Annotated in this window: 19 protein-coding genes; 10 read left to right on the forward strand and 9 right to left on the reverse strand. The window is 42.5% G+C overall.

Annotated elements, in window-relative coordinates:
- Window positions 1-49: 49 nt before the first annotated feature.
- From ACZ5A8_RS04180 to ACZ5A8_RS04195, 4 genes are all read right to left on the reverse strand, one after another.
- Entirely contained in the window at window positions 50-2,143 is a 2,094-nt protein-coding gene (locus ACZ5A8_RS04180) for a thioredoxin domain-containing protein (protein WP_464534005.1), read from the reverse strand.
- Window positions 2,144-2,164: 21 nt separating this feature from the next.
- Window positions 2,165-2,944, reverse strand: a complete 780-nt coding sequence (locus ACZ5A8_RS04185) for a rhodanese-like domain-containing protein (RefSeq protein WP_464532394.1) — start codon at window positions 2,942-2,944, stop codon at window positions 2,165-2,167.
- A gap of 441 nt (window positions 2,945-3,385) precedes the next feature.
- Window positions 3,386-4,282: a polyprenyl diphosphate synthase gene (gene uppS / locus ACZ5A8_RS04190; RefSeq protein ID WP_464534007.1), complete on the reverse strand. Its 897-nt coding sequence runs from the start codon at window positions 4,280-4,282 to the stop codon at window positions 3,386-3,388.
- Window positions 4,283-4,921: 639 nt separating this feature from the next.
- Window positions 4,922-5,191 (reverse strand): DUF2551 domain-containing protein, encoded by a 270-nt coding sequence (locus ACZ5A8_RS04195; protein WP_048135725.1) that lies wholly within the window; start codon window positions 5,189-5,191, stop codon window positions 4,922-4,924.
- 1,016 nt (window positions 5,192-6,207) lie between these two features.
- On the opposite strand from ACZ5A8_RS04195, the gene ACZ5A8_RS04200 reads away from it, so the two are divergent.
- The 7 genes from ACZ5A8_RS04200 (at window position 6,208) to ACZ5A8_RS04230 (ending at window position 13,175) form a co-directional block, all read left to right on the forward strand.
- Window positions 6,208-6,870, forward strand: a complete 663-nt coding sequence (locus ACZ5A8_RS04200) for a 4'-phosphopantetheinyl transferase family protein (RefSeq protein WP_464532396.1) — start codon at window positions 6,208-6,210, stop codon at window positions 6,868-6,870.
- Between the two features lie 304 nt (window positions 6,871-7,174).
- A complete protein-coding gene (locus ACZ5A8_RS04205; RefSeq protein WP_229388483.1) occupies window positions 7,175-7,420 on the forward strand; it encodes an acyl carrier protein in 246 nt (81 codons plus the stop codon).
- A 5-nt stretch (window positions 7,421-7,425) separates the two neighbouring features.
- Window positions 7,426-8,904, forward strand: coding sequence for a class I adenylate-forming enzyme family protein (locus tag ACZ5A8_RS04210; protein WP_464532398.1), 1,479 nt, complete (start codon window positions 7,426-7,428; stop codon window positions 8,902-8,904).
- Window positions 8,885-9,922, forward strand: a complete 1,038-nt coding sequence (locus ACZ5A8_RS04215; RefSeq protein WP_464532400.1) for an adenine nucleotide alpha hydrolase family protein — start codon at window positions 8,885-8,887, stop codon at window positions 9,920-9,922. The genes ACZ5A8_RS04210 and ACZ5A8_RS04215 overlap by 20 nt, the downstream gene beginning before the upstream one ends.
- A gap of 168 nt (window positions 9,923-10,090) precedes the next feature.
- Complete coding sequence (nadE, locus tag ACZ5A8_RS04220) at window positions 10,091-11,155, forward strand: NAD(+) synthase (protein WP_464532402.1); 1,065 nt, start codon at window positions 10,091-10,093, stop codon at window positions 11,153-11,155.
- Window positions 11,156-11,316: 161 nt separating this feature from the next.
- On the forward strand, window positions 11,317-12,450 hold the full coding sequence (locus tag ACZ5A8_RS04225; protein WP_464532403.1) for a DUF362 domain-containing protein: 1,134 nt from the start codon (window positions 11,317-11,319) through the stop codon (window positions 12,448-12,450).
- 176 nt (window positions 12,451-12,626) lie between these two features.
- On the forward strand, window positions 12,627-13,175 hold the full coding sequence (locus tag ACZ5A8_RS04230; protein WP_345945461.1) for an acyltransferase: 549 nt from the start codon (window positions 12,627-12,629) through the stop codon (window positions 13,173-13,175).
- A gap of 159 nt (window positions 13,176-13,334) precedes the next feature.
- Here the strand turns inward: ACZ5A8_RS04230 and ACZ5A8_RS04235 are convergent, their stop codons facing one another.
- Window positions 13,335-13,922 (reverse strand): metal-dependent hydrolase, encoded by a 588-nt coding sequence (locus ACZ5A8_RS04235; RefSeq protein WP_464532405.1) that lies wholly within the window; start codon window positions 13,920-13,922, stop codon window positions 13,335-13,337.
- 219 nt (window positions 13,923-14,141) lie between these two features.
- Window positions 14,142-15,203, reverse strand: coding sequence for a DUF8061 domain-containing protein (locus ACZ5A8_RS04240; protein WP_464532407.1), 1,062 nt, complete (start codon window positions 15,201-15,203; stop codon window positions 14,142-14,144).
- Between the two features lie 167 nt (window positions 15,204-15,370).
- On the opposite strand from ACZ5A8_RS04240, the gene ACZ5A8_RS04245 reads away from it, so the two are divergent.
- Both ACZ5A8_RS04245 and ACZ5A8_RS04250 read left to right on the forward strand, forming a co-directional pair.
- The gene (locus ACZ5A8_RS04245) at window positions 15,371-15,556 is read left to right on the forward strand and encodes a DUF362 domain-containing protein (protein WP_322223508.1); all 186 of its coding nucleotides are present in this window, start codon (window positions 15,371-15,373) and stop codon (window positions 15,554-15,556) included.
- Window positions 15,557-15,618: 62 nt separating this feature from the next.
- Complete coding sequence (locus tag ACZ5A8_RS04250) at window positions 15,619-16,347, forward strand: cyclase family protein (RefSeq protein ID WP_464532408.1); 729 nt, start codon at window positions 15,619-15,621, stop codon at window positions 16,345-16,347.
- A 16-nt stretch (window positions 16,348-16,363) separates the two neighbouring features.
- Here the strand turns inward: ACZ5A8_RS04250 and ACZ5A8_RS04255 are convergent, their stop codons facing one another.
- Complete coding sequence (locus ACZ5A8_RS04255; RefSeq protein ID WP_464532410.1) at window positions 16,364-16,966, reverse strand: hypothetical protein; 603 nt, start codon at window positions 16,964-16,966, stop codon at window positions 16,364-16,366.
- Between the two features lie 326 nt (window positions 16,967-17,292).
- Here ACZ5A8_RS04255 and ACZ5A8_RS04260 point away from each other — a divergent pair, with 326 nt between their 5' ends.
- Window positions 17,293-17,652, forward strand: coding sequence for a hypothetical protein (locus ACZ5A8_RS04260; RefSeq protein WP_322223502.1), 360 nt, complete (start codon window positions 17,293-17,295; stop codon window positions 17,650-17,652).
- Between the two features lie 60 nt (window positions 17,653-17,712).
- On the opposite strand, the gene ACZ5A8_RS04265 is transcribed toward ACZ5A8_RS04260, so the two are convergent.
- Together ACZ5A8_RS04265 and ACZ5A8_RS04270 are read right to left on the reverse strand one after the other, a co-directional pair.
- The gene (locus ACZ5A8_RS04265) at window positions 17,713-18,267 is read right to left on the reverse strand and encodes an XTP/dITP diphosphatase (RefSeq protein ID WP_464532412.1); all 555 of its coding nucleotides are present in this window, start codon (window positions 18,265-18,267) and stop codon (window positions 17,713-17,715) included.
- Window positions 18,260-19,948 carry a bifunctional N(6)-L-threonylcarbamoyladenine synthase/serine/threonine protein kinase gene (locus ACZ5A8_RS04270; RefSeq protein ID WP_464532413.1) on the reverse strand — a complete coding sequence of 563 codons (1,689 nt, stop codon included), beginning with the start codon at window positions 19,946-19,948 and terminating at the stop codon, window positions 18,260-18,262. Before ACZ5A8_RS04270 ends, ACZ5A8_RS04265 begins: the two co-directional genes overlap by 8 nt.
- Between the last annotated feature and the right edge of the window lie 55 nt (window positions 19,949-20,003).

Raw genomic sequence — 20,003 nt, forward strand, 5'->3', positions numbered from 1 at the left:
CCTATTTTTACTATATTCATTAAGTCTGCATCCAGCTTGAGCGCGAACCTCAAACATTAAGCATCTTTAACATCTCGCTAGTTTCGGTAGTAGGAAGCTGGCATTCATAGTCCTGGCAGACATATGCAGTTGCCTTTCCTTCAATAGGGAGCTGTTCTTCTGTATATTTTGCCAGATCTGTAATTTCGGGCTTTTCTCCTTCAGGCCTGAAAATTAGAACCTTATTGGGCACGAAATAGTTCCAGAGTTCCTCCAGCATATGTCCTGTATCCGGAGCCCCGGGCTTTCCTGAGATTATCACTTCATATGAAGGTCCAAGCCTGAAGTCAAGGGCAGACAGAAACTGAGTATACCCGGAAGGCACTTTTCTGATCAATTTTGAAAATGCGCGTTCGAGCCTGTCAGCAGTTTCCTCGAGCTCAGGATCTGCAATTATCCTGGAAAGGCGCAGAAGATTCAACATTTCAACTGAGTTCCCGGATGGTATTGCTGAATCTGTAAGCTCCTTTTTTCTGAAGATAAGAGATTCACTATCGTTAGCTGTGAAATAGAGCCCTCCGTTAGCCGGATCCCAGAAATGTTCAAGCAGCTCGCTGTTCAGGGAAACGGCTGCTTTGAGGTAACGTAGTTCGAACCCTGCCTCATAGAGCTCCAGGAGCCCGTGTGTCAGGAAGGCGTAGTCATCGGAAGTTCCGGAAATTCCTGCAGCCCCTTCCCTGTAACGATGAAGTAGCCTGCTGTCGGGACTATAAAGGGTTTTAAGAATAAAATCTGCGGCTTTCTCTGCAGCTTTCAGATACCTTTGCTCTCCGAAAACCTGGAAACCTTTTGCAAAGGCTGCAATCATAAGCCCGTTCCAGTCTGTCAGGATTTTGTCGTCCATAGAAGGTCTTTTGCGCTCGTACCTGGCTGCAAGGAGTTTTTCTCTGGCATGTTTTACACGTTGTTCAACTTCTTCTACGGGCATATTAAGTTCAGCTGCAAGGGATCCCGGAGAGCGGACCATGAATAGTATGTTTGTTCCGGTTTTCCTACCCCTTATCTCTTCTTCAAAGTTGCCTCCTTCCTGAACGTTAAACATTTTAATAATCAATTCGGAATCTTCAGGGCCAAGTACACTCCTGACCTCTTCTATGGTCCACAGATAGTACTTTCCTTCTTCTCCTTCGACATCCGCATCTTCTCCACAGTAAAACCCGCCCTCCGGAGATGTGAGGTCTCTTAACACGTAATCCAGAATCCTTTCTGCTGTTTCTTTATACAGCTCTTTTCCGGTAACCTGATAGGCTTCAGTGTATGCAACTGCGGTAAGAGCCTGGTCGTAGAGCATTTTTTCAAAGTGAGGCAGGATCCACATACTGTCCGTGGAATATCGATGGAAACCCGATCCCAGATGGTCATAGATCCCTCCCCTGCGCATATTGTCCAGCGTATGTTCTACCATTTGAAGGGCTTCAGGGTTTCCGCTACGCTTCCAGTAGCGGAGCAAAAACGAAATTTTGTGCGGAGTCGGGAATTTTGGGGCTCCTTCAAAACCTCCGTATTCCGTATCAAAAGAATTCAGCATTTCGTCATAAGCTTCTTCGATTATCTCTTCACCGAGCCCTTCCCCTGCAGATTCCACAATTATATTCTGGATGGTAGATGTGATCTTTTCCGCTGAATCCAGTACATCTTCGTTTTGGTGGTTCCAGATTTCTTTTATCCTGGGTACCAGTTCCAGCATTCCTGTCTGATTGAAACGGGACTTTTTCGGAATGTATGTGCCTGCAAAAAACGGTTTTTTGCCAGGAGTCATGATTATATTAAGAGGCCAGCCCCCTCTCCCAAGGATAATCTGGCAGACAGTCATGTAAATATTGTCGATATCAGGTCGTTCCTCCCTATCTACTTTTATAGAAACGAAAGCATCGTTCATCAGTTTTGCAACTTCTTCATCTTCAAAAGACTCATGTGCCATTACATGGCACCAGTGACAGGTAGAATATCCAATTGAGAGAAAAACGGGCTTGTTTTCCTTTCTGGCTTTTTCAAAAGCCTCTTCTCCCCAGGGATACCAGTCCACAGGATTATAGGCATGCTGTAGAAGATAAGGACTTTTTTCGTCAATCAGGCGGTTAGGTTTTCTTTGTTCTTTTCCCAGTACAATCCCTCCTGAGTTTCCTCAAGCTTGCAGATCCCGCCAGGCAATCATGCCGCCTCTCAGGATCTTTACCTTCTCAAAATCGTTTCGGGCAAGAATCTCAGCAGCTCTGACCGCACGCATACCTGAACGGCATACAACTACTATTTCCCTGTTTTTCTCATTTTCAAGTTCCAGAACCCTGTTCTCCAGGCTTCCGACAGGAATATTTACCGAGTTTTCCAGATGCCCCAGTTTTCCGGAAAGCTCATTTTCCTCTCTTACATCAAGGATGAGAAACGAAGTGCCAGAGTCAAGTTTCTTCTGTAGTTCAGAGGCTGAAATGGTTTTTGTACTCGAACCCTCTTCCCTTCTGGATGCGGCTTTTCCTGCACCTGAGCTACCGGACTCGCTGGTTTCTCTGGAGGCATGGGATCTTCGGACGACAGAATCTCCGGGTTTAAAAATTTTTTTCATCCAGCTTGCAGATCCAACCTTCAGTTCCTCTGTCATTTTATAATTCTCATTTCTTCCGTAAAGTCCGAATTGAAAACTCATTTTTTCTCTTCCTTCGGTCCTGAAAGAGTTTATTGCATATTTGCAGCTTTTGAGGGTTTTCAGGGCAGAAGCTCCTGAAACATCTCCCGGGCAGAAGTAGATGCTTTCAGCTCTCAAGAGTTTTATTTTTCGTCTTTCCAGTAATTTTAAATAATCCTTAAAATGGCCCTGTGCCAGATAGGCATGTACAGCACCATCCACTCTTCTGAACTTTAAAATATGTGCCCCACAGGAGTAAGGATTAAACTCTCTAAAAGTATCCATAATAACTCCCCTTATCCATATAAGTAGCTACAATGTATTTGATCCTTTACCGGATAATCTTGCCGGATAGCTTTAATCCCATCGCTGGACGTTTTTACTTTTATGGGTATGCAATAAGTTCTCAGAGGAATCTGATACTCATGGAAATTGAAAATCATATATAGCCAAACTTTCCCCAATTTACATAGCTCTCACCGGAATATCAATATATCGGTGCTACTGGGGCTATTTTCTGGCAGGTTGCCAGGTCAAAAAGGCAATTTTGAAAAGATAGGAACATGAAACCTGTACAGTACTCAAAAAAGTTTATATCACAGGTGTAAATCTACAATCTGTAAATTTACAGGTTAACAGGGATATCATGAGTTCCCTATATTCAGTTTTCCTTTACTGTTGAAATCCCTTAATTAGATACCCGGCTCATCATAGATATTAAATGTCTCAGGATACTCCCTGTTTTTTTACTGGTAGAAGTTGCCCGACTTCTTCACTTTTTTCCTCATATTTTCCTACCCCGAGGAAATTTATCACTTTTGAGACGCGGTATGAGTGTTCGCGCTTCTTTTCGTCTTTACGTGCCTGGTATACTCTGACCGAACGAAGAAGGTCGATTTTTCGGAACTCGGGCCAGAAAGGAGCGCAGAAGTAAGTTGCACATTCACTTCCGTTAGCCTGCCACGGCAGGAAATTGGATACTCTCTCATCTCCTCCTGTGCGGATGACCAGATCCACATTCGGGACGGATACTCCCGGAGCAGGGTAGAGGTGTTTTGATATCAGATTTTCATCGACATCTTCCAGAGAAAGTTTTCCGTTTGAAACGCACGTTGCAATATCCCTGACTGCCTGCATTATGTCCTGCCTGCCCCCGTAGGCAATAGCCACATTCAGGTTAAACTTTCTATGGTATTCGGTGGCTTTCTCAATCTTTTCAATTGATTCATTCAGAAAAGCCGGTAGTCTTGTCCTGTCACCTATTACTCTAACCTGCGTTTCTTTTTCATAGGTCCTTTTGTCGCTATAAAGCTTTAAAAACTTTTCATTGATCAGGTTGAAGAGCCCATCAACTTCTTCTTCCGAACGGTGAAAATTCTCCGTAGAAAGAGCATAAAGTGTAAGCTGTTTTACTCCTATCTCATAACACCATTCAATAACCTGTTCGGTGACTTCTGCCCCCATGGCGTGCCCGAAACTTCGAGCCTTTCCCAGCTGTCCCGCATATCTGCGGTTTCCATCCATAATTACAGCTATGTGGTCAGGGATTTCAGAACTTAAAATCTCTTTTTCAAGCATCTGCTCATACTTCTGGTAGAAGATGCTGAAAGTCCGGTTTTTCATGAAGCGAAGCCCTGCCCGGAAGGCTCCTGTATTCCACGGTCCCATTTTCAGGCTAATTATCTGTTTTCCCCCTGGCAGTATAATAATAGGTAACAGGAATATTCATATACATTTTTTGTGGTATGGAATTTAATATTCCTCAGACCAAAACTTTAATTTTTTTTTCTTAAAGGGTTTTACTGTCTAGCTTTATTCGTTATACTCAGGTTTATTTATTATATTTCAATTTTTACTTCAGTTGCCTCATAAATTTGCTAAATTAAAATAGTCAAGCTTTGTTTTATGCTATTATATAATAGTACAGATAGATAAAAAAGCCATATGATATATTAACAGGAATCGTAATTAAGTATAACAACTAACTATATTAACTTTTTTCAAACCAGTTAAGATGATCATCCTGTTTTTAAAGAGCCAAGAGCAGGGTATCAACTCCAAGGAGGGGCTAAATTTTTTGATGCTGATTTTAACCGGAAACTCATTTTTGATATACCTTTTTTTATCTCCAGAAAAAAGGAGTTTTCAATAGAGCTTTTAAACCTGCAGTTCACTTGATTTATCTGTGTTTCAACAGAGTAGAACAGTAAATTTGCGAAGTTCTCGTCACACGAAAAACAGGATTTACAGCACTAAGGCGGCTCAGTAGTTTTCAAGAACAGAGCCGACAATGTTTTTGTAACTTTCTTTCAGGGAATAAACGTTGTGATCCCCGGTGACATTTATGCTCAGGATCCCGAGTCTCGTATTCATAAGCCCGACCATGGCTGACACTCCCCGGTAACTTACCTCGAATTTTCCTTTATCAAGGTAGTCATAAACTTCACCGGTGGTGAACTTGTCTCCGGTCAGGAAGAGATTGAGCACAACCTTGCGTATCCCGTTTTCATCCCTGCCGAGATACTTTATCAATCTCGCTCTTACCCTTTCTTCCGCAGTCTGCAGTTTCGGACACCTCAGTTTTAATGATAATTTGAATTATATTCTTTTTACTGTTTTATACTGTATTCATTCCATTCTGGTTGTTATTTCCAAACAGATGCGACCCTTAAGTAGGGGCGCTAAGAATCGAATACCCTATATCCTTATCGTTTATATATTTTAGGATTACTTTTTTTTAAATATTTATATTGAAGTATATTATGGATATACAGATATGTTATGCAGATCCACCGATCAATTCAGAAAAGGATGAAACCTCATGATTTTTCTCTTTAGCTTTCAGCTTCACAACAACAGGAATGTGGTGAAGGTTAACTGTCGGTTACTATACTGAAATGGTGCCCTGCTTGAAATCCATTAGTATTGCAGAATAAGATCTTAGGTATAAGTAGTTTACAGTAGAAATTGTTGAAAACAATTTTGAACAAATGTTGCCAGTTTAGCCTGCAAGCAGAAAGAAGGCAAAGAATGATTAGAAGTATGAATTAAAAGTATAAATTACAGACTAAGTTCCCTGGTTAAAATTACATGAACAAGCAACCTGGATCTGATTTGATTATATTTGTCTGGAGTTATCAAGGGCTTTTCGGAAATAAGAGATTTATGGATAGTCATAAAAAAGTGAGCTGCTACAGAAACAGGATTATATCTTAACATTGTATGGTACATGTAACCTGAAATTTATTCTATAGCAGCTCAGTAACATTTTTCCTACCTTTTGGTTTGAGGCAAGGCAGAAATACCCTTCTAAATTTTTACTCTTTATGTTTTTACTCAGTTAATTTTTCAGTACATATAGAGTATGGGGGCGCAAAAACCGAACAGAAGAGCGATCAGTATTGAGATTCATGAAATGCTTTCTCACATACCTCTTTTTTTCTTACTGTCAATCTTTTTATATTTTTTTCACCAATTGTGAATATGGGCTTTTATATCCAGTCAGTTATAGCAAATATATTGTGAGCTGCATGTATACTGAGAATTTAATGACGCTTTCTCCCGTTCCTCTGGAAAATGTACCTCACTTATGGGAACAAAACGATGTTCTTATTTTTTTTATTGATCTGGATGATTATGACATATTAAGTCCAGAATGCCTCAACAATATTGAAAAAGAACAACTAGGAAAACTGAAAACCATATATTTCAAAAAAAGATATATTGTATCCAGAATGATTTTGAAACATGTTCTATGCCATCTCCTTAAAAAAAAATCTGTCCTGGATATATCTACATATAAAGACGAGTATGGAGAAGTCCATATACTCAACCATAAAGAATTACATATCTGCTTATCCTACTCTGAAAATATTGTAACTCTTGCAATATCCAGGGTTGAAATTGGTATTGATGTCGAAGTTAAAAGGTCACTGCCACTAAAAAATACTTTAAAATATTTTCAAACAAAATCTTCATGCACCGACAAATCAGTAAGTGATGTCGATCTCTTGAAGACATGGACCATGAAAGAGGCTTATTGTAAGTTTTCTAATACAAGTATATTTTCCATTCTTGGTAAAGAGCCGGACTTTACTAATACCTGTTATTCGAGTTATATGCTGAACAATAAATACATCTTTTCTGTCATTACTGATTCGGATCCACACACCATTAATATAAGCCTCCTTGAAAAAATCAGCTATAGTTGAGCCAGAAGAGTTTGATACATTTTTATGTAAGCTCATTTCTTTCTCAGGTAATATACACGGATAGATAGATCGCGTGAATTAATTCCAGTTATGTTACTGCTAAATCCGTAGGAATCAAATATCATGACCTGATGTGTTTGAGCTCTTTTCTATTTTGTTTTTCAGTAACATTTATCTGGGATATATACTCTCAAATTATTTATATAGTTGTATTACATAACTACCTGTGGGGCTTTCAACTATTATGGACAAAATGTGTGTTACTTGCAATTAATAATTTAATTTAATTAAGGGGTAAGATTACATGGAACATATAAAGAATGGTATACTTGATTATTTGAAGGACAATTCTTTCATGGAGCGGGGAGCTGTTCTTAAAGATAGCGACTCTCTCACCCAGAACGGCATCATAGATTCTATCGGTTTACTCGAATTGATAGACTATATCTGTGAAACATATTCTATCGAAATTCCTGAAGATATGCTGACTCCCGAGAATTTCGACTCCCTGCAGGGGATCACCGACCTGATAACCAGACTGGCGAAGTGAGGGGCATGAGAATTGATGCTTATATCACTGAACACGCCAGAAAAACTCCTCACCAGATTGCCCTTGAAGAGGGTAAAAAGTCTATTTCTTATAGCCGCCTTGATGAGGATATAAGCATAATTGCTTCATCTCTGACTGACTTTGAGAACTGCAGATTTGCAATACTGGCTGAGTCCGGCACACAATACATAAAAATACTTATGGCAGTATACCGGTCAGGCAACATCGCAATACCTCTTCCAATAGAATTGCCGGGGTTAAGTCTTGAAAGAATCCTTGACGCTGCATGCATTAACAATATAATTGCAACGAGAAAGCAGTACTTGAGATTTGGAGATGGATTTTTTGAGCGTTTCGGAACAGTGATCGTCGTTTCAGACGATAACGTAGTAGAGACTCGCGGTAAAAGAGTGATACTCGAAAGAAACAATCCCGAACTGAAGCTGGTGCTTTATACTTCAGGCACGACAGGCACTCCTAAAGGAGTTATGTTAAGCAATAAAAACCTGGTCTCAAATGCCAGGTCAATAATCGAGGTTCTGAGCATAACTCCAGAGGATAAAGCAGCACTTGTAATCTCTCCTCATCATGCCTTCGGGAATTCGATTATTAACTCCCACCTGATAGCTGGAGGGTCAATCCATACCGGAACAATGAATTTCATAGACCCTGTTTTCAATCTTATAGAATCCGGAGTATCTATATTTTATGGAGTGCCCAGTACCTATCGTATTCTTCTCAGATATCCAGAAAGGTTCAAAAAAGCCTTTGCGAATGTCAGGACTGCTGCATCTGCTGGCGGAGCCATGGACCGGGCTATTGTACGAAGTATCAGGGAGTTAAGTCCGGGTACGCAGATTCTGCCAATGTACGGCCAGACCGAAGCTACAGCAAGGCTTTCCTACCTCCCAGCAGAAGATGTGGACGAATTTATCGATACTATAGGAAAGGCAATTCCTGGAGTCACACTTGATGTCTTTGATTCTGAAAACAGGCCGGTAGATCCTGATGTAACAGGCGAGCTTGTTGCCAGGGGAGACAATATCCTTCTGGGTTACCTGAATGATGAGGACGCAACTGAAAAGAGAGTCATCAACGGGTGGCTTCATACAGGGGATCTTGCACAGAAATTACCAGGCGGGTATATCAGGCTTCTTGGGCGTAAGGACGACCTCATAAAAATAGGGGATCACCGGGTTAACCCGAGAGAGATTGAAAAAGAGATAGAAAAGAACAGTGAGGTTTCCAGTGTTTTTGTTGTGCCTGTTACCCATGAGCTTATGGGCAATGCAATCAGCCTCATGGTTATACCAAATCAGGGAACTGAAATTGATGCGATTTTTGCCTTCTGCAGGAAGAACCTGCCAGGCTACCTGTACCCCAGGGAGATCCTCTTCATCGACCATCTTCCGCTAAGTGAGAACGGGAAAATATCCAACAGGTCTATTATAGAGGAGTATCAGCATGTCAAAGCTAGTATGTAAAAAGTGTGTTCTGGACTCGGATATTCCAGGCATAGAATTTAATAAAGAAAGCGGCATCTGCCATTTCTGTGAGACGTACGTCCCTCTTTCTTCTCAGGAAAAGGAGCAGTACCTAAACAGGATTGAAGGGCTCTTTAAGGAATACAGTGGCAGGGGCAATTATGATGTAATATTTGCACTTTCAGGTGGAAAAGACTCTTCATACACACTTTACAAACTTAAAAAAGACTACCCATTCCTGAAAGTACTTGCTGTCCAGTTTGATAACGGATTTACTTCAGATTATGCCGTGGTAAACGCAAAGAAAATGTGTGAGATTACGGGATGCGACTATTTTAAGCTGACAATAGAAAAGGAGGTCCTGTACGAGCTCTTCCGAAAGGCAGCCGAATCACGTGACGCGTTCCCGAAGTTTGCCAAATACAGGGCAAGCGACATATGCAATATCTGTATCAGCATAATAAAACAGAAACTGCTGGAACAGGCAATAGTGCAGAAAGCACCTTTTATAATATTTGCTTTTACAGCAGGACAGTCGCCCAATCCTATAATCAACCTATCAGCTAATTTCATACAATGGTCAAGGAACCTCTTTGAAAAGCAGCTGCAAAAAATAGGAATTGATGACAGAGATGAGCAGTTTCTTATTAAAAACGAGGTCATTAAAAATATAGACGAGATTGCTCCATCCATTCTGCACCCACTCTGCCTGTGGGAGTACAGCGAAGATAAAGTACTTGAGACCATAGTTGGACTTGGATGGAAAGCTCCTGACCTCAATGACAGCAATTCAACCAACTGTACATTGAATTCTTTTGCATGCTATAACCATCTGGAAAAGTATGGCTTCCATCCATACGCCTTTGACATAGCAGGGCTTGTCCGAAGCGGGGAAATGTCAAGGGAAGAAGGGCTGGAAAAACTTAACCAGGAACTATCGCAGCCACTGATAGAGGAAGCTGCAGAAAAACTTGAACTAAAGATAAATAATCCACAAAAAATCCTGCTTAAAATCTAATCAACAGCTATCCGGCAAAGAACTATTTCGGCAAAAACTATCCAGGCAAAGGGTCAGATAGTTAATAACTAATTGTCAGCAGTTTAAATATAGAAGTTTAATATGTGACCAATCACCTAAATGTATAACCAATTACCGTCACAAATAATCGATCAGGGGAGTAATACTATGCAGATAATCGGAAGTAGCGTAGCGCAGACTACAGAGAGTAATATAGGGACGTTATCCAAAAATAGCACTGAGGGGTCAATAAATTACACCAATGCACAGATCATGGATGAACTGAACAGAGATACTGATAAGCTTGCTGAAAAGCTCAAGGGTTTCATACGAGACCAGGTTACTTCTTTTAAGAAAAAGGGGGTAGTCCTGGGAGTTTCGGGAGGTATTGATTCAGCTGTAGCCCTTACGCTTTGCGTACAGGAATTCGGGAAGGAAAACGTGTACGGAATTCTCCTCCCTGAAAAAGAGTCAGCTCCTTCAAGTAGAACCCTGGGGGCGGAAATCTGTGAAAGCCTGGGAGTTTCATATGAGGAAGTCCCTATTTCTCCAATTATTGAGGCCCTTGGCATCTACGAAAAAAAGGAACAGATAATAAAAAGGACCTGCCCGGAATACGACCCCGAGGTGCACAAAACCTCACTCGTGCTACCTGACTTCCTCAATCAGGGGCTGTTAAATGTTCCGTATATCAGGCTGATAAAGGATGGGGAAACGGTTGCCAAGTACAGGTTGAAAGCAAACGATTATCTGGAATTAATTGGCCTGCAGAATGTCAAACAGAGATCCAGAATGATAGTCCAGTATATGTATGCCGAAAAGATGAATTACGTTGTTTGTGGCACAACTAATAAGACCGAACTTGTCCTTGGTCAGTTTGTGAAATACGGAGATGGCGGCGTCGACCTTGAGCCTCTTGCAGACTGCTATAAGACTCAGATCTATGCCCTGGCAAAACACCTCATGGTGAATGAGGCAATTATAAAGCGTCCGCCAAGTGCCGATACATGGAGCCATTATACAACCGATGAGGAGTTTTACTGGCGCATGCCCATGCATATCATGGACCAGCTGCTGTACGCTAAGGAACATAAACTATCCTTAGAGATTACTAAAAAGAACACTGGTCTGCCCGGAGATACTATAGAAAAAGCCTGGAGGCACATCGACAGAGTAAGGGATACGACCGAATATGTGCGGGCTACTCCTCCTGTCTATTATCTGGGAAAGTAAGCTGCATAAAGTAAACCTTATACTAAACGTAAGCTGGTGGATATTGCCAGAAAAACTATTTGAGGGCTTTACTCTCGAAAGCCCAGAAATTTAAGTCCAAAGTCGAGGCTTGAAGTCAAAGTTCAAGATAATATCTCGGTTAATAATCCAGATGGATAAGCATGAACACCACAGTTTCTATTGTACGCTGCTCCGACTACTCAAACGTAAAAAGTGCAATTAAAGAGGCACTTTCCCTGATAGGCGGACTTGAGACTATTATTACTCCGGGTAAGCGCGTGCTGCTTAAACCTAATGTGCTTGCTATCCGGGCTCCTGAGGACGCTGTCACAACTCATCCTGCAGTAGTATCTGCAATGTGTGAACTGGTTAAGGAGGCAGGCGGTATCCCGGTGATAGGAGACGGGTCAGGGATTGTGAAACCGGGTTCTACTACAACTTCGGAGGCTTTTCATGCATCGGGAATTGAAGATGTCGCATCAGCTTACGGTGCGGAGCTTGTCAATTTCGAGACTTCAGGTTACACCGAGATCTCTGTTCCCGGTGCAAGGCAGTTTCCACGCCTGTACATCGCAAAAGCAGTCCTTGAAGCTGATGTGATAATCTCACTTCCGAAACTCAAGACCCATGAATTGACACTTTATACAGGGGCTGTCAAAAACTTCTTTGGAGCTGTACCTCAGAAAATCAGAAAACAGGCACATGCTCTGGAAGACCGTGACCGCTTTGGGGAGGCCATAGTTGATATCTACTCAATAATCAAACCTCACCTTGCAATTATGGACGGAGTGATCGGGATGGAGGGAAACGGCCCTGCCAACGGAACACCTGTAGCTTCAGGAGTGGTTATGGCAGGTTACGATTGTGTAGCCCTCGACATGGTTGCTTCCGAACTGATAGGAATCGATCCTTTGAAGGTGCCCACAAACAAAGCCGCACTTTCAAGAGGGATCGGGACCAGGTATCCGGAACTTGCAGGAGTACCTCTGGAGGAAGTGAAAGTCAGATTTAAAATGCCCGAAGGTGGAGCCACCGCAATGGTGCCCTCTTTTCTTATGAGAGCCTTTAGGAAACATTTGACTGTAAAGCCTTTTATCAACACTTCAAGCTGCGCACTTTGCAAAGCCTGTGTCTTGAACTGTTCAGCAAGTGCAATTGAAGAAATAGGCAGGAAACTGAAAATTAATCAGGAAAAGTGTATCCAGTGTTATTGCTGCCGTGAACTGTGCCCTAATGATGCGGTAGAAATAAAAAAGTCCTTACTCCTTAAAATCGTAACCCGAAGTAAAACCTGATCGGGTATCGCATGATAAGATAAATCATGGAATAAAACTTCTTTCTAAATTGTGTATTATCAAATTTCAATAATATGGTTCGAACTTCAATTAACGTAGTCCAAGACTAACTATAGGAAATATATTTATCGGTGGAAGAGTAATGAAAAGTAAGTATCACGCGTTTTCACCACAAAATGGGGGGCATTACCATGACTGCTGTAATATCTAACAGAGATAAAGTAACTTTCAGTGAAGTGGCTGATCACTACCATAGCAATAAACTCATCTTCGGGATAAAGTATCTTAAAAACTGGGTTCTGGAACGTCTCGCCTCGTGTGCCCCGGTTCCCTCCTGGAGAGCAAAACTACATAAAATGCGAGGTGTGAACCTTGGGAAAAATGTATATGTCGGTTATGATGTGGTCTTCGACAGACTCCATCCCGAAATGATCACAGTGGGGGATTACGCTGAAATCGGGGACCGTTGCTTCTTATCTGCTCATTCAAGAGGCAGCCTGACCACAAGACAGGCGTATCCGAGGACCATAGCTCCCATAAAAATTGGGCGTGGGGTTTCTGTGAATCCAGGATGTATAATCACCCAGGGCGTCGAGATCGGAGAAAACTCGATAATAGGGATTGGATCTGTAGTTAGCCGTGACATCTCTCCAAACAGTCTTGCCCTGGGCTACCCGGCTCGAGTTGTCAAAAAGCTCGATGGTGTGGGTGATCTCCAAAACTGATTTACAGGTCCCTTAATCTTTTTTTACTTTTTGTCTCCTTATCAATTATTAACTTTTTTGCTATTAATTTCTGATTATCTGATCACAAGACAGGCTTTTAATCAATACCTTTTATTTTTGCCTGACATTTTTTGTTTAATATATCAACCCGATTTGGAATCATTTTTCAGCTTTGTAACTGAATTCAAACCCAAATCGACTCAGAGCAAACAATACCATTATTATTACAATAAAAACGCAGAAAACAGACACAAGAGATACTATTAGATAGTTAAACAAGCCGCCAGCTTCTGCGAACCCGGTATCCATTATTGAGAATACACTGATAGGTTTATTGTACAGAGGATAGAGATAAACACAGCCTCCTTCAGCAATATCGTCTAAAAGCAGGTGTGTAAGGAAAGCAGATCCTGCGAAAATTGCCATGTATACTGCTTTACTCAGCTGCCGGTATGCAGCATATCCTATAACTCCCCCGAACAGAATTGCAGTAAAACTAAATAGAAATGAATGTGTCGGGATCGAGCCAATTGAGCAGTGCTCTAAAGTGCTGTTTACGAATACATTATATACAACCATTATATCCGGAAACAGTGTAGATAAACCGCCTACGAATGCCAGCAATAACAGCTTCCTTGAGTCTTTAAATGAGAGTTCTCTGCGAGAGAGAGCTGTTGTTGCAGCATATATACCTACAGCGCCGACGCAAAACAAAAAAAACAGAACATGTACAACCGGATATGGCATGAGAGACCCTTTTTTCAAATTTTTGAAATATCTTTTTCAGATGAAACGTATCTAAGAGATTTCAGAATCTCCCAATCTGATCAAACCTGAGAAGATCGATATCTCTATAAACTCTATTGATCAATCCTCTATAAAATTTTGTTCCTCTCAGGGCTCGCTGAATAAGTGTCGATATGCTTTCTTTAAAAGGAATTCGGAAAAAAGCCCGAAAAGATATCCTCATAAAGGAATAAGTTCTACAAGCAACCCGTCTTCAAAAGGATGCCTTTCAATAATGAAAATTCTCGTTCCAAGAGGTTCAAGTTCTTCTTTAAGCCCATCCTTAAGGTCTTCAAGCACCCACCAGGCGATCTCAATTTTTCCGCTTTTTACTTCGAAAAGTTCGTTAGGAACCTCTATCTCCCTGAGGATCTCTTCTGCAAGCTCCTGATTCCCCCCATTGATAACCCCATAGATGAGAGTTCCGTCTTCAGTGATTTCATCAAACTCTCTTGCTATGTTTTTTGCAATTCTCTGAAATCTTTTGCGCAGCTGGACTGCATCCTTATAGGTCGAAGAACAGAAATGTACTTTCTTACAAACATGGAAAGCTGTTTCAGCATGCGTGCAGGAACCGGCAGCGGCACAGGAAGTGTCTGATTCCAGGGAAAACCCGTTTTCAAGAAGAGCTTCTGAGTTATTATCGGAAAATTCCAGTTCGTTCAGGTTGAGGAAAATTCCCATTTCCTCTGCAAAAGTTGCGACCCTCTCCGCACCTTCCAGAGAAGGGATTTCTATTCCGGTTTCCATTCCAAGACCTTTTGCATTCCGCAGGGTATCTGCATAAGGGCTGTGCATGAGCTCTCCCCATAATGCCTGCGGAGGATGAAAGCGGATTTCATCAAGGCCTGCTTCTGCCAGCTTTTCAAGGGTTTCCCTATCAGGAGCTAGAGACGTATAAAGATGAATATGATGATTTTTCCCAAAAGAGGACTTAAGCAGTCGGACGTAGTGCAGGACTCTCTCCAGCTTAAGTAGAGGCTCCCCACCAGTAATCCCTGTCCCGAGGGCATCCATAGTCTCAGCTTCTTTAAGCAAGTCTTCATCGCTTTTTACAGGCCTTTCATTTGCGAAAACCAGGTCTTTTCCATGTCTTCCATCAGAAAGCGGGCAGTAAAAACAGCTTTTAGGGCAGAGGCCCGTTACAAAGAGCACCATTTTGGCACCCTGCTGGCAGAGCCTGCAGCCCTCTGAGATGTAACTGCAAAAAGAGCCTGTTTCATCCTCGGTGAACTTTTCCATACCTGAGACTGCATATTCTTTTGTCCTATATAAGGCTTGTTTCCTGGTGCCGTCTTTCCCCCATGATGAATGGGAACTCAATAGAAAGGGATTTTCCTAATCTGCTTAGAAATTAATCGAATCCGGCTTAGAAACTAATATATCTATCAGGTGCTAAAGGTTCATTGATGTCAAAGATGGATGGATACGTCGTAGTTTTCGGCTGCAAAAGATGTGGTAAATGCAAGGATGTGTGTCCTGTGGGAGCCATTTATGAAGAAAACGAGCTTACGAAAATCGATCCTAAAAAGTGCAACCTTTGCATGAAATGTATTGACGAATGTAATAATAGGTCTATTATCTACATGGACTGATATGAGAATGACTTCGTAATGAGGCCGAACAGAATCAGAAACTCAGGACAAGGTGGAAGGAGATGTTTGACCCGGAAAAAGTTCCAGTTAAGGGAAAGGTCACAGATATTACAGTCTCAATTTCTTCTTTGACTCCCATCTTTCCGGGAGATCCGGAACCTTCAATTGAAAGGACCTGTACTCTCGAAAAGGACGGATGTGCAGTATCCAGATTGAGTTTCGGAAGCCATACAGGCACGCATGTTGATGCACCATCTCACATCCTGAAAGACGGATTTTCAGTTGATAGACTGGACATAGAGAGCCTTATGGGTAAGGCGGTTGTTCTGGACTTTTCTCAGAGAAATGGGGCATTGACAGACTATATTCTTGATGAGGCTTATAATGACCGGAAAATTACTGAAAGTGTTCCTATACTCCTTCTGAAAACCAGATTTTCTTTCCGGAAAGGAATCCATCCCGAAAGTTCAGGTCTTCAGGAAGAAGAAAGCGACAAGGAGAAGGAACCTGAGGAGCCACTTGATGAATCTGTTTATCTTGATGCAGGCGCTGCATCCTGGATTGTTCGGAACGGGTTCAAAACAGTGGGAATTGATGGCTTTTCCGTTGACAACCTATCCTCAGAAGTCCTGCCTGCTCATCACATACTTCTTTCAAATAACGTGAATATCGTGGAATGCCTTGACCTTAGCTCAATAGAAACAGGGATATATTTTTTCCTGTGCTTGCCCCTGAAAATTGATGGATGCGATGGTGCCCCGGCAAGAGCATTACTGATTTCTTACTCCTGATTTTTTTTTCTGATATTCAGAACCTGGCCATCGTATATCTCATGCCGTCCAGGGTGACCATTTCAAACAGGAACTCGCCTGAGATAGGGTATTCTATTACCACTGCCGTGTTTTCTTCAACAACTGACAGCATTTCACTGCCCTCCTGAGTCCGGGCAGGAACCCATATGCCTTCAGAATTCGGGATACCTTTTATGAAATGGATTGTTTTTCCTTCAAGAAGTACTCTTTTTTTAACTCCGTTTTTGTACTGATATATAATGATATTATTTTCAGGGGTCCACTCGGAGTCGGTCAGGTTGCCATTACATTCCTGATCAGGGTCTACTCCGAAACTGATATATCTGACTGATGGCGGGAGAGAAAAGGTCAGGATGCACATACTTCCCTCAGGGCTATACCTGTCCGCAGAGTCACGGGCGTACCCTTCCTGGATCGAGAGAAGAGAAAGGGAGGCGGTTTCTGCCTGGGCTTTTATCTCTGCGTCCTGAAGGACAGGCGAGGCTGTATTCCAGGCATGGGCCAGAAGGATCACTACTGCAGCCAGAAGCGCAAGATATACTACAAGTTTAAGAGGGATAGTGTCTGCGGCTGCAGTGTCGGAAATAAAATTTTTCATATAACTGTAAATGATCTCCAAATAATAAAAAATTTTACTCAGCGGATGAGAGTAATTTTTTAGCTGCTAAAACTAAAAGGAAAACTTGAAGATAAGTAACAGGTTAAAGGATAACAGGAAACGACTGGTAAAAGAAAGCTTAAATAGACCGATTAAAGAAATCTTAACTAAAATAATGATCAAAAGATAGAAAGGAATGAAAGTACAGTTCATCGGAAAGCACAGGAGGGTTCGGAATAAACGAGGAATGCGATGAAAATCTGCTATGTATCTGTTTTTCTGAGGAGCAGCTTGAGGAAATCAAAAAATATGCAGCTCTTAACGGCATGGAAGTTGAAGAATTTATACAAAACGTTTGCCTGACTCACTGCCTCCAGCAGATGGAATATGTCTACGGGCAGAAACCTGAAGAGTCTAAAGTTGCGGGTGGGGCTGCAAAATCAGAAGACGGACATAAAATCGAGCCAAAGGAAACAGAGGCCAGAGACAAAAAACCGACTTCAAAAGACCTGCTTGACGGACCGCTAGTACTGGATCAGCAGTGCATAATGGATCTCTTTGCCATTAAGAGGGAGTTCGGACACAGTTCGAATAACCAGATAATTACAATTGCCCTGAAACTGGGCTTAAACCAGCTCAGTGTGGCCCTTGACCTGCTCAAGCATAAGCCAAAAGAGAAAAAGTAACTATACAAAAGTGAGACCCTCGGAAAAGTGAGACAGTTGTTTTCTGAAAGTGCAGGGTTTTTAAGCCCTGCTTGTAAACCATTCCAGAAACTTATCGATAGCCCTGCGCCGGTGGGAAACCTTATTTTTCTCTTCGTCCCCGAGTTCCCCGAAAGTCACGCCCTGGTATTCGAATATAGGGTCATACCCAAAGCCACCTGTGCCTCGCTCTTCGTATGCGATCTTCCCTTCCACTATTCCAGGGAAAACAAGAGGCTTTTGTCCAGGTTCGCAGTATCCGATCACGGTTTTAAAATATGCTGCCCTGTCCTTTTCCTCTTCCATCAGTTTCAGCACTTTAGGGTTTCCGAGTTTATCTTCTACAAAGCGGGAGTAGGGGCCGGGAAAGCCGTTTAATGCATTTATGAAGATCCCGGAATCATCTACTATCACAGGCATATTCAGTTTGTTTGCAACATACTGTGCCCCGTGGGCTGCTATCGGTTCAAGTTCATCTTCCTGAAGTTCCGGGTATCCATTCTTATCCTGAATGACTTCTATCCCGAAAGTTTTGAGGATATCCCTTACTTCGGCAAACTTGCCTTTATTTCCCGTAACAAAAACGATCTTATGCATAGCGAGCCCTCTTTTTTATCTCTTCAACTCGCCTGAGTACATCCTCTGAATCTATAAAAGTACTTGCATATCCTTTTTCGAAAGCTTTAATAAGTGTTTCGTGGTCGCGGTGAGTGCTCTCAAAGGTCTGGAAAAGCACATGGACATCTACGCCTCTGGCTTCCAGGCTTTTGTCAAAATAAGCAAGTCCGAAGTCAATGAGGTAAAGCCTCTCGCCTGCAAGAAGGAGGTTTGAGGTGGTAAGGTCCCCGTGTACTATACCTGAACTGTGCAGTTTGCCTACAAGCTCTCCAACTTTTTCCGAAACCTCAGGAGTTATGAGGTACTTTATGGGGACTCCTTCGATGAACTGCATTTTGAGCTTGAAGTCCTCAACATCATAGATGATCGGTGTTGGCACTCCTGCGCGCCTGGCTTCAGACATAAGGCGGGCTTCTGTCCGGTTCCTCTCTCTCCTTATCCTCTCATCTATCTCTTTATGCCTGTAAACCTTGGGAACCCTTTCCTTAATAAGTGCTTTCTTTCCTTCAGGTCCTTCTTCAAGATAAATAACAGCTTCAGCCCCGTTGTCCAGCATTTCTCCGGGTGGCATACTGAAGAAAGCCTCAGGGGAAATTTCAGGGACCTTTTTCATCTCTTTTTCCTTTATCCACGTCACTTCCACATCATCGGTCCTGAAACTCGGGTTTACACGAGAATCCTCGATGGAAATGGTATTTCCGGACCTGTACATCAGGAGCCCTGTGTATGCAATCATTGTCCCGTTATCGCCCATGAAGCGTTTTTCCGGCACATAGAACTTTGCACCCCTGGCTTCACACATCTTGTCTAACATTTCACGGAGCCTGGTATTTGCACCCACTCCGCCTGCAAGCAGTACTTCTTTTTTTCCTGTGTGGGCAAGGGCTCGTTCTGCAACTTCCACGACCATCGCGAAAGCAGTTTCCTGATAGGAGTAGCAGACATCCTCAAGAGAAGCTTTTTTCAGGGCTTCGCTCGAAGCAGTGGAAAGCCCTGAAAATGAGAGATCCATTCCTTTAATTACGTATGGGAGAGGGATGTATCTCTTTGCGTCTTTTGCACACGCCTCAATTTTAGGCCCTCCCGGGTGAGGCAGGCCTGCTCCCCGCGCAAATTTATCAAGGGCGTTTCCAAGGCCTATATCAAGGGTTTCCCCAAAGACCCTGTATTTCCCTTCCATATACGATATAACCTGGGAATTTGCCCCACTTACATAGAGGACAACAGGGTCTTTTGCAGGAGTTCTCCAAATCCCTATTTCTATATGTGCAATGCAGTGGTTGACCCCTATCAGGGGGATTCCAAGGGACAGGGAAAGCATCCTGGCTGCTGTTGCAATAGTCCTCAGGCAGGGTCCGAGCCCTGGTCCCTGCGAAAAAGCTATGCCGTCGATATCTGAAGGCTCTACCCCTTTTTCTTTTGCCTCCGCAAGGAGTCTTTTAATAACGATTGCTGCAAATTTTGCATGGTGCTGGGCGGCTTCCCTCGGGTGGATTCCGCCTTTTTCAGGCTTATAAGTTTCTGTAACCTCTGCAATAATTTCGGTCTCGGTCACGATTGCGGCACTGAGGTTCCAGGCAGTGCCTTCGATTCCAAGGATGAATGTGTTTTTCAAGGCTTCCGGTCTCCTTTCCAGTCCTTTTTCTCTGCTTGCTGTCACTGCCTTCGATAATACCGGAGAGGGTTATATACATTTGCTTTTCTGACATCCTTGA

This window comes from Methanosarcina subterranea (genome assembly GCF_055385895.1).

Coding starts and splice junctions, on each gene's coding strand:
- ACZ5A8_RS04185 (WP_464532394.1), bottom strand. CDS start 2,944: ATGGATACTTTTAGAGAGTTTAATCCTTACTCCTGTGGGGCACATATT.
- uppS (WP_464534007.1), bottom strand. CDS start 4,282: ATGAAAAACCGGACTTTCAGCATCTTCTACCAGAAGTATGAGCAGATG.
- ACZ5A8_RS04200 (WP_464532396.1), top strand. CDS start 6,208: ATGACGCTTTCTCCCGTTCCTCTGGAAAATGTACCTCACTTATGGGAA.
- ACZ5A8_RS04205 (WP_229388483.1), top strand. CDS start 7,175: ATGGAACATATAAAGAATGGTATACTTGATTATTTGAAGGACAATTCT.
- ACZ5A8_RS04210 (WP_464532398.1), top strand. CDS start 7,426: ATGAGAATTGATGCTTATATCACTGAACACGCCAGAAAAACTCCTCAC.
- ACZ5A8_RS04215 (WP_464532400.1), top strand. CDS start 8,885: ATGTCAAAGCTAGTATGTAAAAAGTGTGTTCTGGACTCGGATATTCCA.
- nadE (WP_464532402.1), top strand. CDS start 10,091: ATGCAGATAATCGGAAGTAGCGTAGCGCAGACTACAGAGAGTAATATA.
- ACZ5A8_RS04225 (WP_464532403.1), top strand. CDS start 11,317: ATGAACACCACAGTTTCTATTGTACGCTGCTCCGACTACTCAAACGTA.
- ACZ5A8_RS04230 (WP_345945461.1), top strand. CDS start 12,627: ATGGGGGGCATTACCATGACTGCTGTAATATCTAACAGAGATAAAGTA.
- ACZ5A8_RS04235 (WP_464532405.1), bottom strand. CDS start 13,922: ATGCCATATCCGGTTGTACATGTTCTGTTTTTTTTGTTTTGCGTCGGC.
- ACZ5A8_RS04240 (WP_464532407.1), bottom strand. CDS start 15,203: ATGGAAAAGTTCACCGAGGATGAAACAGGCTCTTTTTGCAGTTACATC.
- ACZ5A8_RS04245 (WP_322223508.1), top strand. CDS start 15,371: ATGTCAAAGATGGATGGATACGTCGTAGTTTTCGGCTGCAAAAGATGT.
- ACZ5A8_RS04250 (WP_464532408.1), top strand. CDS start 15,619: ATGTTTGACCCGGAAAAAGTTCCAGTTAAGGGAAAGGTCACAGATATT.
- ACZ5A8_RS04255 (WP_464532410.1), bottom strand. CDS start 16,966: ATGAAAAATTTTATTTCCGACACTGCAGCCGCAGACACTATCCCTCTT.
- ACZ5A8_RS04260 (WP_322223502.1), top strand. CDS start 17,293: ATGGAAGTTGAAGAATTTATACAAAACGTTTGCCTGACTCACTGCCTC.
- ACZ5A8_RS04265 (WP_464532412.1), bottom strand. CDS start 18,267: ATGCATAAGATCGTTTTTGTTACGGGAAATAAAGGCAAGTTTGCCGAA.